This is a genomic window from Roseibium sp. R5, from assembly GCF_055755305.1.
In genome coordinates, this window is the sequence record NZ_CM146910.1 from 1485820 (window position 1) to 1499441 (window position 13622).

14 protein-coding genes are annotated in these 13622 nt (G+C 57.7%); 10 read left to right on the forward strand and 4 right to left on the reverse strand.

Annotated elements, in window-relative coordinates; all coding sequences use genetic code 11:
• The first annotated feature begins 31 nt into the window (after positions 1–31).
• From AC0J4F_RS06910 to AC0J4F_RS06925, 4 genes are all read left to right on the forward strand, one after another.
• Positions 32–718 carry a DUF1223 domain-containing protein gene (locus AC0J4F_RS06910; RefSeq protein WP_209002572.1) on the forward strand — a complete coding sequence of 229 codons (687 nt, stop codon included), beginning with the start codon at positions 32–34 and terminating at the stop codon, positions 716–718.
• A 344-nt stretch (positions 719–1062) separates the two neighbouring features.
• Positions 1063–1956 carry a cation diffusion facilitator family transporter gene (locus AC0J4F_RS06915; RefSeq protein ID WP_133952394.1) on the forward strand — a complete coding sequence of 298 codons (894 nt, stop codon included), beginning with the start codon at positions 1063–1065 and terminating at the stop codon, positions 1954–1956.
• 66 nt (positions 1957–2022) lie between these two features.
• The gene (locus tag AC0J4F_RS06920; RefSeq protein WP_133952392.1) at positions 2023–2850 is read left to right on the forward strand and encodes an ABC transporter permease subunit; all 828 of its coding nucleotides are present in this window, start codon (positions 2023–2025) and stop codon (positions 2848–2850) included.
• Positions 2851–2865: 15 nt separating this feature from the next.
• A complete protein-coding gene (locus AC0J4F_RS06925) occupies positions 2866–3534 on the forward strand; it encodes an HAD family hydrolase (protein WP_133952390.1) in 669 nt (222 codons plus the stop codon).
• 22 nt (positions 3535–3556) lie between these two features.
• On the opposite strand, the gene AC0J4F_RS06930 is transcribed toward AC0J4F_RS06925, so the two are convergent.
• The 3 genes from AC0J4F_RS06930 to AC0J4F_RS06940 all read right to left on the reverse strand — a co-directional run bounded on the left by AC0J4F_RS06930 (position 3557) and on the right by AC0J4F_RS06940 (position 6334).
• Positions 3557–5188, reverse strand: a complete 1632-nt coding sequence (locus AC0J4F_RS06930; RefSeq protein ID WP_473025800.1) for an AMP-binding protein — start codon at positions 5186–5188, stop codon at positions 3557–3559.
• A 79-nt stretch (positions 5189–5267) separates the two neighbouring features.
• Positions 5268–6191 (reverse strand): site-specific tyrosine recombinase XerD, encoded by a 924-nt coding sequence (gene xerD / locus AC0J4F_RS06935; RefSeq protein WP_473025801.1) that lies wholly within the window; start codon positions 6189–6191, stop codon positions 5268–5270.
• Positions 6191–6334, reverse strand: a complete 144-nt coding sequence (locus AC0J4F_RS06940) for a hypothetical protein (RefSeq protein WP_008192774.1) — start codon at positions 6332–6334, stop codon at positions 6191–6193. Before AC0J4F_RS06940 ends, xerD begins: the two co-directional genes overlap by 1 nt.
• A 143-nt stretch (positions 6335–6477) precedes the next feature.
• Here AC0J4F_RS06940 and AC0J4F_RS06945 point away from each other — a divergent pair, with 143 nt between their 5' ends.
• The 3 genes from AC0J4F_RS06945 to AC0J4F_RS06955 are packed head-to-tail and all read left to right on the forward strand — an operon-like array spanning position 6478 to position 9576.
• Positions 6478–7095 carry a shikimate kinase gene (locus AC0J4F_RS06945; protein ID WP_473025802.1) on the forward strand — a complete coding sequence of 206 codons (618 nt, stop codon included), beginning with the start codon at positions 6478–6480 and terminating at the stop codon, positions 7093–7095.
• 43 nt (positions 7096–7138) lie between these two features.
• Positions 7139–8287, forward strand: coding sequence for a 3-dehydroquinate synthase (aroB, locus tag AC0J4F_RS06950; RefSeq protein ID WP_473025803.1), 1149 nt, complete (start codon positions 7139–7141; stop codon positions 8285–8287).
• On the forward strand, positions 8284–9576 hold the full coding sequence (locus tag AC0J4F_RS06955; RefSeq protein WP_133952379.1) for an HlyC/CorC family transporter: 1293 nt from the start codon (positions 8284–8286) through the stop codon (positions 9574–9576). The genes aroB and AC0J4F_RS06955 overlap by 4 nt, the downstream gene beginning before the upstream one ends.
• Positions 9577–9597: 21 nt before the next feature.
• Here AC0J4F_RS06955 and AC0J4F_RS06960 read toward each other — a convergent pair whose 3' ends face one another.
• Positions 9598–9861, reverse strand: coding sequence for a BolA family protein (locus AC0J4F_RS06960; RefSeq protein ID WP_473025804.1), 264 nt, complete (start codon positions 9859–9861; stop codon positions 9598–9600).
• Between the two features lie 180 nt (positions 9862–10041).
• Here AC0J4F_RS06960 and AC0J4F_RS06965 point away from each other — a divergent pair, with 180 nt between their 5' ends.
• The 3 genes from AC0J4F_RS06965 (at position 10042) to cobT (ending at position 13618) form a co-directional block, all read left to right on the forward strand.
• Complete coding sequence (locus tag AC0J4F_RS06965; RefSeq protein ID WP_133952375.1) at positions 10042–10641, forward strand: DnaJ domain-containing protein; 600 nt, start codon at positions 10042–10044, stop codon at positions 10639–10641.
• A gap of 66 nt (positions 10642–10707) precedes the next feature.
• Complete coding sequence (cobS, locus tag AC0J4F_RS06970; RefSeq protein WP_473025805.1) at positions 10708–11694, forward strand: cobaltochelatase subunit CobS; 987 nt, start codon at positions 10708–10710, stop codon at positions 11692–11694.
• A 7-nt stretch (positions 11695–11701) separates the two neighbouring features.
• Positions 11702–13618 (forward strand): cobaltochelatase subunit CobT, encoded by a 1917-nt coding sequence (cobT, locus tag AC0J4F_RS06975; protein ID WP_473025806.1) that lies wholly within the window; start codon positions 11702–11704, stop codon positions 13616–13618.
• The last annotated feature ends 4 nt before the right edge of the window (positions 13619–13622 follow it).

The following is a 13622-nucleotide window of genomic DNA, read 5'->3' on the forward strand; positions in this document are numbered from 1 at the left end:
TGTTTGCGGATTATTTGCGGCGGGCATTTCCTTGAATGCAGCGAACGCGGGGCCGCAGAAAGTCGTCGAGCTTTTCACCAGCCAAGGCTGCTCTTCCTGCCCGCCGGCTGACCGGCTCGCTGAGCAGCTTGTACAGGAAGAGGGGGATATCCTGACGCTGGTTTTGCCGGTCGATTACTGGGATTACCTTGGATGGAAAGACACGCTGGCGAGCCCGGTTCATTCGCAGCGCCAGCGTGCCTATGCGCAAAAGCGCGGCGACCGGTCGGTTTATACTCCGCAGATGGTGATCAACGGTGAAGAACATGTTGTCGGAAGCCGCGAAGCGGATGTCCGTGCTGCCTTGAAGCGTGCCGAACCGCTGGCTACTGACGTGACACTCAAAATCTCGGATATGGCCGTCGAGGCTAAGGTCAGCGGCGAGTTGCCTGCGGGTGCAAAAATGGCAACCGTCTATTTCCTGCGCGTGCAGGATGAAGCGACAGTGGACATTGGCCGCGGGGAAAATGCGGGCCGCGAAATCACCTATGTGAACGTAGTTCGGGATCTTATGCCGATGGGCATGTGGTCGGGCGGCGAAGAGACGTTCCGCATGGCAAAGACGAAGCTGAACCTTATCAGCGACGCCCGGTGCATCATTTTGATCCAGGTTGAGGATAATGAGGGACCCGGCCAGATCATTGGCGCTGCGGCGATGGATTGGAAGAAGGGTTTTTAGGTGCTGCGTCCAGCCGGTCCGCACAAGTTCTGAGAAATCGCCAACCCGCCAAAACACCCCGGCCAACTACCGGGGTTCTTTTTGAAAGGCTATCAGGCCAACTGCTGTTTGAGCATTGATCGGTTTTAGAGCACGTCGCGTTCAAACGGGTTCAGGTGCCGCTGCCACGCGGCTTTGTCTCGTACGCGAAACCTGAAGCAGCCTGAATTCAATCAAACATGACACGCCATAGGTTCCCGGTTTTCACTTGATAGTCCCGATTGCCGGTTGTCTTGAGGGCAAAACCTGTTACCCCTTGCAGCGCTTAGAAAACCAGCGGGCCGCCGAGGCCTTAGGGGGTCTTAATGGCGGTTGGCTTGCAGCTCCGTATTGCCTTTTTCAGTATTGCAATCGGTCTTGTGGTCCTTGGCCTGAAATTCGGTGCCTACTGGCTGACCGGGTCTGTTGCGCTCTACTCCGACGCTTTGGAAACAATCGTCAATGTAGCCTCGTCCTTTGCAGCGCTCATAGCAGTCTGGTTCGCTTCCAAACCTGCCGACAGCAATCATCCTTATGGCCATGACAAGGCAGAGTATTTCGCCGCTGTTCTTGTTGGCGTGATGATTGTGCTGGCCGCCTTGTCGATCTTCAGGGCTGCCTGGATGGGCCTTGTACACGGCGACAGTCCCGATTTTTCACCGCTCGGCATCGGGTTGAATGTTCTGGCCGCACTGATCAATGGGCTCTGGGCGGCTTATCTGATGCGGGTCGGCCGGAAGGTCCGATCGCCGGCGCTTGTCGCCGATGGCAAGCACCTTTTCACTGATGTTGTCAGTTCCCTTGGTGTTCTGATTGGCGTGGTTCTCGTCCTTCTGACCGGTTGGACGATCTTGGACTCGGTCTTGGCGATTTTGGTTGGCCTCACGGTCTTGTGGTCCGGTTGGGGACTGGTCAAAGAATCTGTCGGTGGCCTTATGGACGAGGCAGCTTCAGCCGATGTTCTCGAAAAGATCCGGCTGCAGATTTCCGAGCAAGGCGAAGGCGCGCTGGAAGCGCATGACCTACGAACGCGAATCGCCGGAAAGACAACCTTCATTGATTTTCATCTCGTGGTTTCCGGCTCCATGACCGTTGAAGCAGCCCATGAGATCTGCGACCGGATCGAGGCAGCCATCAGTGAAGATGTGCCGGGCGCCCGGATTACCATCCACGTGGAGCCGGAACACAAGGCGAAGCATTCGGGTATTGTTGTGCTCTAAGCCTTTTCAATTCGCTGCGAATGGGTCTACTCTCCGCGCTCTTTCTTGTTTTCCGGAACACTCCTGATGCCATCCTGGCGGCGTTTTCGCGCTCAATTTGTTGACCATGTCATTCTGATTGCCGGTGCTTTGTTCATGAGCTTGCCGGTTTACGCCTTGTTTGCAGCAACCACGCATCCGCCTGGCACGCGGATCTCACCGCGCCTGGATATCGGGGCGCATGGTCTTGAGAACTACACCTCGTTTTTCACAACAAGTGCTGGCTTTTCCGGTGATGTGACTGCTGCGCTTATGCTCTGGAACTCCTTTGTTTTCGGGGCTGGATTTGCTGCGTTGAAAACCGTGGTCTCGCTTCTGGCTGCCTTTGCGCTTCTCTATTTCAGGGTCCGGTTTGCGACGTTTATCTTCTGGCTGCTGCTCTTGACCTTGATGCTTCCGCTGGAATCCCGGTTTCTTGCAACCTACGCCGTTGCCGCCGATCTTGGGCTCGTCAACACGCACGCTGGACTGATCCTACCGCTCGCTGCGTCCGGACTTGGCACGCTGTTTTTCCGGCAATTCCTGATGACGGTTCCCGACACGCTCCAGGAATCCGCACGGCTGGACGGGGCCGGGCCATTGCGGTTCCTGGCCGATATCCTGGCGCCCTTGTGCCTGCCCACAGCATCTGCGTTGTTTCTGGTGCTTTTCGTCACAGGCTGGAACCAGTACCTCTGGCCGGTCATGATCACATCCGATGAAGCGTCCTACACAGTTGTCAGGGGAATGCAGTTTTTCGGACAGAACAGCCTGTCCGGGGTCATGCTCGCGGTCGTCGCCGTTTTGCCTCCAGCCATCCTTGTCATCTTGTTTCAAAGACAGGTGGTTAAAGGTCTCTTCGACGGCTCACACTAACAAATACGGAATGACATGACTTTTGAGGCGATCCTCTTCGACTGCGACGGCGTTCTGGTCGATTCTGAGAAAATCTATGTTGAGGTGGAGCGTGAACATCTCGCCCGGATTGGCCTGAATTATAGCCTGGAAGACTACATGAACCGTTTTCAGGGGCTTGGGAGTGCCGATTTCTGGGCCAGGCTGGATGATGATCACCAAGCATTAGGCAAAGGGCCTCTGCCCGAAACGTTTGGCCCGGAACTCGATGCCGCGACTTTGGAGCGGATCAACTCCGAACTCGCAGAAATCGCCGGGATCAAGGCCTTGCTCGAAGCGCATGACGGTCCGCGAGCGGTTGCCTCGTCGTCCCGTCTCCACCGCCTGATTCATAAGCTTCAGCACACCGGCCTCCACGACTATTTTGCGCCGCATATCTACTCCGGTGAACAAGTGACCAACGGCAAACCGGCACCGGACTTGTTTGTGTTCGCGGCTGAAAAACTGGGTTTTGCACCGGCAAACTGTCTGGTGATTGAGGACAGTTCCAATGGTGTTCTGGCCGGCCTTGCCGCCGGGATGACCGTCTGGGGATTTGTCGGTGGTGGCCACAGTCATGATGGTCACGCGGAGCAGCTTAAAAGTGCGGGCGCGCACAAGGTGGTGGACAGCCATGCGGATCTCTCCGCCTTGCTGGCTGCCTGACCGTCCGGACTGAGGTAGCGACTCAGGCGACTTCTTCGCGGGCCTGATTGCGCAGAATTCTGCGGATGACCTTGCCTGTCGTGGTCATGGGCAGGGAGTCGACAAACCCAATTTCACGCGGGTATTCGTGTGCGGACAAGCGATCCCGAACGAACGAGCGGATGCTGTCTTCCAGGGCGGGTGTCGGCTGTTCCCCGGTTTTCAGAACCACATAGGCTTTGACGATTTCGGTGCGCAGCGGGTCCGGTTTTCCAACCGCTGCGGCCAGCGCAACGGCCGGATGTTTGATCAGGCAGTCTTCAATTTCCCCCGGACCGATCCGGTAACTGGCAGAGGTGATGAGGTCATCGTCACGGCCGACGAAATGGACATACCCGTCCTCATCCATCACTCCTTGATCCCCAGTGATCATCCAGTCGCCGATAAACTTGTCCTTCGTCGCCTCCGGTTTGTTCCAGTATTCAAGGAACATTACGGGATCTGGACGCTTTACGGCGATCTGACCGAGCGTTTCTGCAGGCACAGGATTTCCGGCTTCGTCAATGATCGCAACGTCATGGCCGGGCGTTGCCTTGCCGATCGCGCCGGACCGGGTAATGCCAAGGGCCGCGCTGGAGCCGAGGACTGCGTTGCATTCGGTCTGGCCATAGAACTCGTTGACCTTGAAGCCGAATTCATCCGCGAACCAGTCGTAGGTTTCCTTGCCGAGCGATTCTCCGGCTGATCCGACACTGCGCCAGTTCAACTTGAACCGGCTGGTCGGGTTCTCGACGGCCCGCAGCATGCGCAATGCGGTTGGTGGAATGAACGCATTGCGGATCTTCTGTTGCTCCAAGAGCCGGAATGCGAATTCCGGATCGAACTTCCGTGAAGCGTGGCAGACGACCGGAACCCCGAGCGACAAAGCTGGGAAAAGGGCGTTCAGCAGACCGCCCGCCCAAGCCCAATCGGCTGGTGTCCAGAAATGGTCGTCCGGTTGTCCAAGGAAGTTTTGCGAGAGTTCGATCCCCGGCATGTGTCCCATCAGCACACGGTGACCATGAAGTACGCCCTTGGGCTGGCCCGTAGTGCCGGATGTGTAGATCATCAAAGCCGGGTCATTCGGGCTGGTCTGAACTGTTTGAAATGCGTCTGAAGCGCGCTCTTGCAAATCAGAAAATGCTTCAACGCCTTGCTCGGTTCCATCAACGGAGATGACCAACTCCAGACCTGGAAGTTGGTCCCGGACCTCGCTCAGCTTGGCAAGGCCTGCGGTGTCTGTCACCAAAGCTTTCGCGCCGGAATCAGACAGCCGGTAGCTGAGGGCTTCCAAGCCGAACAGGGCGGCCAGTGGAACCGCGATCGCGCCGATTTTATACGTGGCAAGATGCGCAATGGCGGTTTGCGGGATTTGAGGCAGGAGCAGGGCGACCCGGTCTCCGGGCTTTACTCCGAGTGCCTGTAAGGCGTTCGCAAACCGGTTCGCAGCCCGGTTAAGCTCCAGGTGGCTCCAGTCTTCGGTCTGCCCGTCGTCAAACACACGCCGGATCGCCAGCCGGTCCGGCGTTGCAGCTGCCCATTGATCGCTGACAATCGCCGCCATGTTGTACGTCGCCGGCTGAGGCCATGCAAAACTCTGTGTGAGCGTGTCGTAAGTGCTGGCGGGCTGCAGCATATTTCTAGGTCCGGTGCTAAAATTTTAGGCAGCGGAGTGTAGGTGTTGCTTTGCTGCGGCGCAACAGAGGATTTGCGGCCTATTTCCGGGCAAGCGGATGGGCCGTTTCCACCAGTTCCCGCAGCCGCTCATCCAGCACATGGGTATAGATTTGTGTGGTGGAAATGTCCGCGTGTCCAAGCAGTTGCTGGACCACGCGCAGGTCTGCTCCGTTTTGCAAGAGATGCGATGCAAAGGCATGCCGCAAGACGTGCGGGGAGACTTTCGACGAATCCAATCCTGCCGCGGCCGCGAGGTCTTTGAGGTCCCGACCGAAGTGTTGACGCGTCAAATGCCCGCTTCCACCATGAGAGGGGAACAGCCACGGACTGTTTTCATAAGCGCTTTCCGCCGAACGCAGCCCGACATACATCTTCATGGCAGACTGTGCGGCATGAGACAAAGGAACGAGGCGCTCCTTGCCGCCCTTGCCCTTGATCTCAATCAGCCGTGCGTCTCTCAAGGCGGCGGTAACCGGTAAAGATACCAGCTCGGAGACCCGGAGCCCGGTCGCATAAAGCACCTCGATGAGCGTGTACATGCGCTGCGCGCGCAAGGCGGCTGCGGCTGATTTGTGAGACGCTTCTGTTTGCAGACGTGCTGTTTCGATCAAGCAGCCAACATCGTCCATGGAGAGCACTTTTGGCAGGCTGCTGCGTTTCTTTGGTGCCGATAAGGTTCGGGTTGGATCGTCCTGGCGGCTGCCCTCCGAATAAAGAAACTTGTAGAACTGCTTGAGGGCCGACAGCCGCCGTGCCTGGGACGTTTCAGCGTATCCGCGGCGGGTGAGGTCACTCATATATCCCGAGATGTGGTCCGAGTTCGCCTCAGCCAGTTTTGTCCGGCCTAAAAAATCGGAATAATCTTCCAGGTCCCGCCGATAGCCTGCCAACGTGTTTTCCGCCGCGCCGCGTTCTGCGGCGAGCATTTCCAGGAAGTTTTCCAGATCAAACCCGGTTGCCATCAGCGGCCAAATCCATCTTTCTTGACCCGCACAGTAATTTCGCGTTCGCGTGGCTCCACGAATGTCGCGAGTGAATAGACCGCGCCGTAGCCGAGTGCGCCCAAGATGAGAAGCACGATCAAGAGGCGTGTGAGCGTTGGCACGATGGTCTCCGTTGGTGTCGAATCAGACTTCTTTGAATGGTTCCCCAAGCTGTTGTCTGTTGCAAGTTCGCTGCACAGTGCAAGCGTTGATGTTTCCGGCTGTGCCCTCGTGCGTTTTGCCGCGAATATGGTAAAACGCCGCCATGAAGAAACACGAAAACACCCAGATGTCGCCAAATCCTGCCGATGGCAGGGGGGCAGACACGGTTGATCTGAAGCACCTTGTTGCTGCGCTTGGCAAACGGTCGATTGTATTGGTCGGTATCATGGGATGCGGCAAATCAACGGTGGGCAAGCGCCTTGCTCAAAGGCTCGGCCTGGAGTTTGTGGACGCTGACAGCGAGATTGAACGCGCTGCGAATATGACCGTTTCGGAAATCTTTGCGGAACACGGCGAACCTTATTTTCGCAGTGGTGAAGAGCGTGTGATTGCCCGACTTCTGCAGGAGGGCCCGCAAGTGCTGGCCACCGGAGGCGGTGCTTTCATGAGCGACGCGACCCGCTCGGAAATTGAGTCGAATGGCTTGTCGATTTGGCTGAAGGTTGATTTTGAGACTGTCATGGCGCGGGTGCGCCGCCGTTCAACACGTCCGCTTCTGCGCAATCCGGATCCGGAAGGCACCATGCGCAAGCTGATGGCCGAACGCGAACCGGTCTATGCGCGGGCTCAGCTGACGGTAACCTCGAAAGACGTGCCCCACGAGGCCGTGGTTGACCAGATTGTCCTGACCCTCGCAAACCACCTTTATGGACAAGGCTGACTGAGCCTTTCCTGACAACCATTGCAGTTTGGAACCCAAGCAAATGGCAAATCTGTATGCCGCTGACGCCATCTCGTCGCAAGCAATGCAAACCGTTCGCGTCGACCTCGAGGCGCGCAGTTACGATATCCGCATCGGACGGAATGTTCTGGAAACTGCGGGCGCGGAAATTGCCGCGGTTCTGCCGGGCGCCCGGCTGGCGGTGATTGTGGATGAAAATGTCGCAAGACTTCACCTTGAAGCTTTTGGAGCCAGTCTGGAGAAGGCCGGGATTGACTTCACGCCGATCACGGTGCCGGCCGGGGAGAGCACCAAGTGCTTTTCGCAGTTTGAGCGTTTGTGCGATGAAGTCCTGACCGCACGGCTTGAACGCAACGACGCAATCGTTGCTCTGGGCGGCGGTGTGGTTGGTGACTTGACCGGATTTGTGGCGTCTGCGGTGCGCCGGGGGATGGCCTTCATCCAGGTGCCAACGTCCTTGTTGGCGCAGGTCGACAGTTCCGTTGGCGGAAAAACCGGGATCAACTCGCGCCATGGCAAGAACCTGATTGGCGCGTTTCATCAGCCGGCGCTCGTATTGGCCGATACCGCGATTCTGGACACGCTCACCCCGCGCGATTTCCGGGCCGGATACGCTGAAGTCGCGAAGTATGGTCTTCTCGGGGATGCCAATTTCTTTGCGTGGCTGGAAACCAACTGGCATGGCATCTTTTCAGGTGGACAAGAGCGGGACGAAGCCGTTGCGCGGTCCTGCCAGGCAAAGGCCGATGTTGTTGCCGCCGATGAGCTGGAATCAGGCCGCAGGGCACTTCTGAATCTCGGTCATACATTCGGTCATGCGCTGGAGGGCGCAGTGTCCTATGAGACCGAGCGTCTCGTGCACGGTGAAGGCGTTGCGATTGGCATGATGCTGGCGCATGAGTTTTCCGAGAAACTCGGCCTGATTGGAGCAGACACCGTTGGCCGGGTTGAAAAGCACCTAACAGATGTGGGGCTGCCGATCCGCATTGCCGACATTCCAGGGCAACTGCCCGGTGTCGAGGTGTTCATGGATCTGATTGCACAGGACAAAAAGGTGAGCCGGGGCGCTCTGACCTTTGTTTTGACGAGGGGAATCGGGGAAGCCTTTGTCGAAAAGGGTGTTGATCCCTATCTGGTGTCAGAGTTCTTGAAGGAAAAACTGAACCCATGACCGAGACCGCACTTTGGCTCTCAATTGCCGCCATCTTTTTTCTTCTGTTTTTGTCCGGCTTCTTTTCCGGTTCCGAAACAGCGTTGACTGCTGCGTCCCGCGCAAGGGTGCATCAGCTTGAGAAAACCGGAGACTGGCGGGCCCGGGTTGCGGGGCGTTTGATTGCGTCGAGGGAACGCCTGATCGGTGCGCTCTTGCTGGGCAACAATCTGGTCAACATTCTCGCGTCAGCTCTAGCGACGACTGTGTTTCTGGCGTTGTTTGGCGAAGCCGGCGTGGCGATTGCGACCCTGGTCATGACCGCACTTGTCCTGGTATTTGCGGAAGTTCTTCCAAAAACTTGGGCGATTTCCAATCCCGAACGGTTCGCGTTGACCGTGTCGCCGATCGTGCGGGTTGTTGTCGCGGTGTTCGGCCCCGTCGTGATTGGGGTCGAATGGATCGTGCGCATGCTCCTGAAAATGCTCGGTGTGAACATCGGAGATGATGCGTCAATTCTGTCCGCGCATGAGGAACTGCGCGGTGCCGTTGATCTTCAGCACATGGAAGGCGGTCTGGAAAAAGGTGAGCGCGATCGCATCGGTGGTCTGTTGGACTTGGCTGAGCTGGAAGTCTCCGATGTGATGGTCCATCGCACAAACATGGTGGCGCTCAACGCAGATGATGACCCGGCCAATCTGGTTGAGGCAGCGCTTGCCTCCCCTCACACGCGTTTGCCGCTCTGGCGTGGAGAAAGCGATAATTTTGTAGGGGTTCTCCACGCAAAGGACCTGCTGCGCGCTCTTAACCAGGCGAACGGTGACGCCGCGAAAATCAACATCCTCGAAATTGCCGGACCTGCCTGGTTCATACCGGACACGACCAGTTTGCAAGATCAGCTGAATGCGTTCCTGCGCAAGAAAACCCACTTCGCCCTTGTGGTGGATGAGTATGGTGAGGTCATGGGCCTCGTAACCCTTGAAGACATTCTGGAAGAGATCGTCGGCGAGATTGCAGACGAACATGATCTGGAGCTTGAAGGCTTGCGCCCGCAAGCGGACGGGTCCGTGATTGTCGATGGCTCCGTGCCGATCCGGGATCTCAATCGTGCAGCGGATTGGCACTTGCCGGATGACGAGGCAACGACCATTGCCGGTCTTGTTATCCATGAGGCGCGGATGATCCCGGAAGAGCGTCAGATCTTCACCTTCCACGGGTTCCGCTTCACGGTATTGCGGCGAGAGAAAAACCGGATCACACGTCTGAGAATCATGCCGCTAAGCAAAATCCGGGCGGCGGCTTCCGCTTGATCCAATCAGTTGGTTCGGGAATTACGCGGGCTTTTTGACTTCGATGGCCAAGGCGTGAACGCTGCTGGCAAGTTCGTCGGCCAGAACCTCATTGATCGCGCGGTGCTGCCCGACGCGGGACATCGACTGAAAGGCGTCAGCGGCAATCTGAACCCGGAAATGGGTCTCGCCGCCCTCGCGCCAGCCACCATGCCCGCGATGGTTTTCCGATTCGTCAATCACATTGAGGTGGGACGGCGCAAAAGCAGCCGTCAGCTTGTCGGTAATGTTCTGTTTCATGCTCATTTCCGGACTTTGGGGAGCATGGATGAAAAGTTCAAGTCTAGGCGTGTGCTGCACAGGCTGATATTGTCTCAGGCTGTTTGATTTCCTGAGCCCGTTTCAACGTCGAAAAGACTCTGGAAGACCGCCAAATACCACCGTCACCGGCTTGCCCGGTGGATACAAGATCCCATAATCGACCCAATGAAACTCGATTCAAAAATATTCGACAGCATCCGGGTGAAGCCGGACAAAGAGCGCAAGGAGCGGATGACCGAAGACCGGCATCCCGTTTGTGAACACCCGGGGTGCAAACGCCCGGGTACACACAAGGCGCCAAAAGGTCGTGACCGCGAAGGCCAATACTTTCACTTCTGCGTGGACCACGTTCGCGAATATAATAAGACGTATAACTATTTTACCGGCATGGGCGACGATGATGTCCGCAGTTACCAGAAGGACAGTCTGACCGGCCATCGTCCGACCTGGAAAATGGGCGTCAACCGCCAGGCGGCCGATGGACCTGACGGGTTTGACGCAAGGGCATCGATGCGCGGCAATGCGCAACGCCGGGCCGAACAAGTGCGCCGCCCGCGCGAAAGAAAGCTTTTGACGCTTGAAAAACGGTCGCTTGATGTGCTCAATCTGCCGTACACAGCACGTGGAAGCGAAATCAAAGCGCGCTATAAAGAACTTGTGAAATTAAACCATCCGGATGCCAATGGCGGGGATCGCTCTTCGGAAGACCGCCTGCGGGAAATCATTCAGGCGTACAACGTTCTGAAAAAGGCCGGTTTCCTCTAAGCTTGCAGGCCCCTGCTCGCTTTTCCCAAACGACCCATCCCGGCGCTCCGGGACTGCGGAGGACTGATGACTGAGACGACGACTGCGGCCATGGCGATGCCGGACACTGAAATTTCCGTCGAAGAGGTGTTTGGCTTCAAGTCGGACCTGAAGGTGCCGGCCTTTTCCACGCCGTCAGAGCATGTGCCGGAACCGGATCCCGATTATCTTTTCGACCGGGCAACGACCCTGGCAATTCTGGCGGGTTTTGCGCATAACCGCCGTGTGATGGTGACCGGCTACCACGGGACGGGCAAATCGACGCACATCGAACAGGTTGCCTCGCGTCTGAATTGGCCGTGTATCCGGGTCAACCTCGACAGTCACATCTCGCGTATCGACCTGGTCGGCAAAGACGCGATCGTTCTGAAGGACGGTCAGCAAGTCACCGAATTCAAGGACGGCATTCTGCCTTGGGCCTATCAGCACAATGTTGCGCTGGTGTTCGACGAATACGACGCCGGCCGTCCTGACGTGATGTTCGTAATCCAGCGGATCCTGGAGTCTTCGGGCCGCTTGACGCTTCTCGATCAAAGCCGGGTCATCCGTCCGCATGCCGCCTTCCGGCTGTTCGCAACAGCGAATACGGTCGGTCTTGGCGATACGTCCGGTCTTTATCACGGCACGCAGCAGATCAACCAGGCACAGATGGACCGCTGGTCGATCGTCACCACGCTGAACTATCTTCCGCACGACAACGAAGTCGATATTGTTCTGTCGAAGGCCAAGCACTTCCAGAACGAGGAAGGCCGGAACACGGTGTCCAAGATGGTTCGTCTTGCGGACATGACGCGGAACGCGTTTATCAATGGGGATCTCTCCACTGTGATGAGCCCTCGTACGGTGATCACATGGGCGGAAAACGCTGAAATCTTTGGTGATGTCGGCTTCTCCTTCCGCTTGACCTTCCTGAACAAGTGCGACGACATGGAACAGTCGCTTGTGGCAGAGTTCTATCAACGCTGCTTCGGTGAAGATCTGCCGGAATCCGCCGTTAACGTTGTAATGAGCTGAGGTCCCTATGGCGCCGCGGCCAGGTAGCAACTCTCTTCCGGGCAACAAGCCCGCCCCGACGACGGAACCGCTGAAACAGTCCGTCGCCGGAACCATGCGGGCGATATCGGGCGAGGCGGAGCTGGAAGTCACATTTTCCGGCGACCGGCCGGGCTTGTCGGGCCTGTCCGCCCGCTTGCCTGAACCGTCCCGTAAGCTGAATGCGCATGAAGTCGCGGTCACACGCGGCCTCTCGGATTCCATGGCGCTGAAGATTGCCTGTCACAACAAGGCTGTTCACGCCAAGAACATGCCCCAAGGCATGGATGCACGGGCGATCTTCGAGGCTGTTGAGCAAGCGCGTTGTGAAGCGGTCGGTGCCCGCCGGATGCAGGGCGTGGCCGACAACCTGGCTGTGATGCTCAACGACAAGTATCGCAAGTCCGGCGCGCCGGACATTGCGAGCCGGGAAGAAGCCCCCCTTCAAGATGCTCTGTCGCTGATCGTTCGGGAACGCCTGACCGGTGCCAAGCCGCCGGAAAGTGCCGCCAAGCTGGTCGACATGTGGCGCGACTGGGTGGAAAGCAAGGCCGGCGCGGAGCTTGACGGTCTCGAAGCCGAGGTCGAGGACCAAAACGGATTTGCCTCGCGTTTGCGCGACGTCCTGAAGTCCCTCGATATGGCGGATGAATTGGGTGAGCAGGACGAGGACCTTGATCCCGATCAGAACGAAGACGCCGGCAACAACGACGAAGCGGAAACCGGGGACGACACCGAGGAGGACAGCGGCGAGCAGGAAGCCGCGCCTCAGGAAATGGAACTTTCCGGTGAAGAGCAAGATTCTGGTGATACGGAAGCCTCTGAAGCCGACTTCGACCAAATGGTCGACCAGGACATGGCCGACGATTCTGAAGAAGCTGGCGAAAGTGACCGTCAGGATCACCCGTTCTCCAACAAGCCGCCGGAATCCGATTACCGGGTGTTCACGACCCAGTTCGATGAAACGATCACGGCTGAAGAGCTGTGCGACACCGCTGAGCTGGATCGCTTGCGCGGGTTCCTCGACAAGCAGCTGACCCATCTGCAAGGGGCCGTGGCCCGCCTTGCCAACCGGTTGCAGCGCAAGTTGATGGCCCAGCAGAACCGGGCCTGGGATTTTGACCTTGAAGAGGGTCTTTTGGATACAGCGCGCCTGACCCGGGCTGTGACCGACCCGATGGCGCCTCTGGCCTTCAAGCAAGAGCGGGACACCAACTTCCGGGATACCGTCGTCACGCTTCTTCTGGACAATTCAGGATCCATGCGCGGACGTCCGATCACGGTGGCGGCCACCTGTGCCGACATTCTTGCACGGACGCTGGAACGGTGTGGCGTGAAAGTCGAAATTCTTGGCTTCACGACGAAAGCCTGGAAGGGCGGTCAGTCACGAGAAAGCTGGATAGGTGCTGGCAAACCCCCGACACCCGGCCGGCTGAATGATCTGCGCCATATCATCTACAAGTCCGCAGATGCGCCTTGGCGGCGTGCCCGCCGCAATCTCGGCTTGATGATGCGCGAAGGCCTCTTGAAAGAGAACATTGACGGAGAGGCGCTGCTCTGGGCGCATGACCGGTTGATGGCCCGGCCGGAACAACGCCGCATCCTGATGATGATTTCAGACGGTGCACCGGTTGATGACACGACCTTGTCGGTCAATCCGGGCAACTATCTGGAGCGTCACCTGCGCCATGTGATCGAGGACATCGAAACGCGCTCGCCGGTGGAGCTGATTGCTATCGGTATCGGCCACGACGTGACACGCTACTATCGCCGGGCTGTCACCATCGTCGACGCAGAAGAGCTTGCAGGCGCCATGACCGACCAGCTCGCCGACCTCTTTGATGATGAGGTCCAGATGGCGGCGCAATTCGGTAGAGGCCGCCAGCGCCGGGCTGGGCGCCGATGAGTGA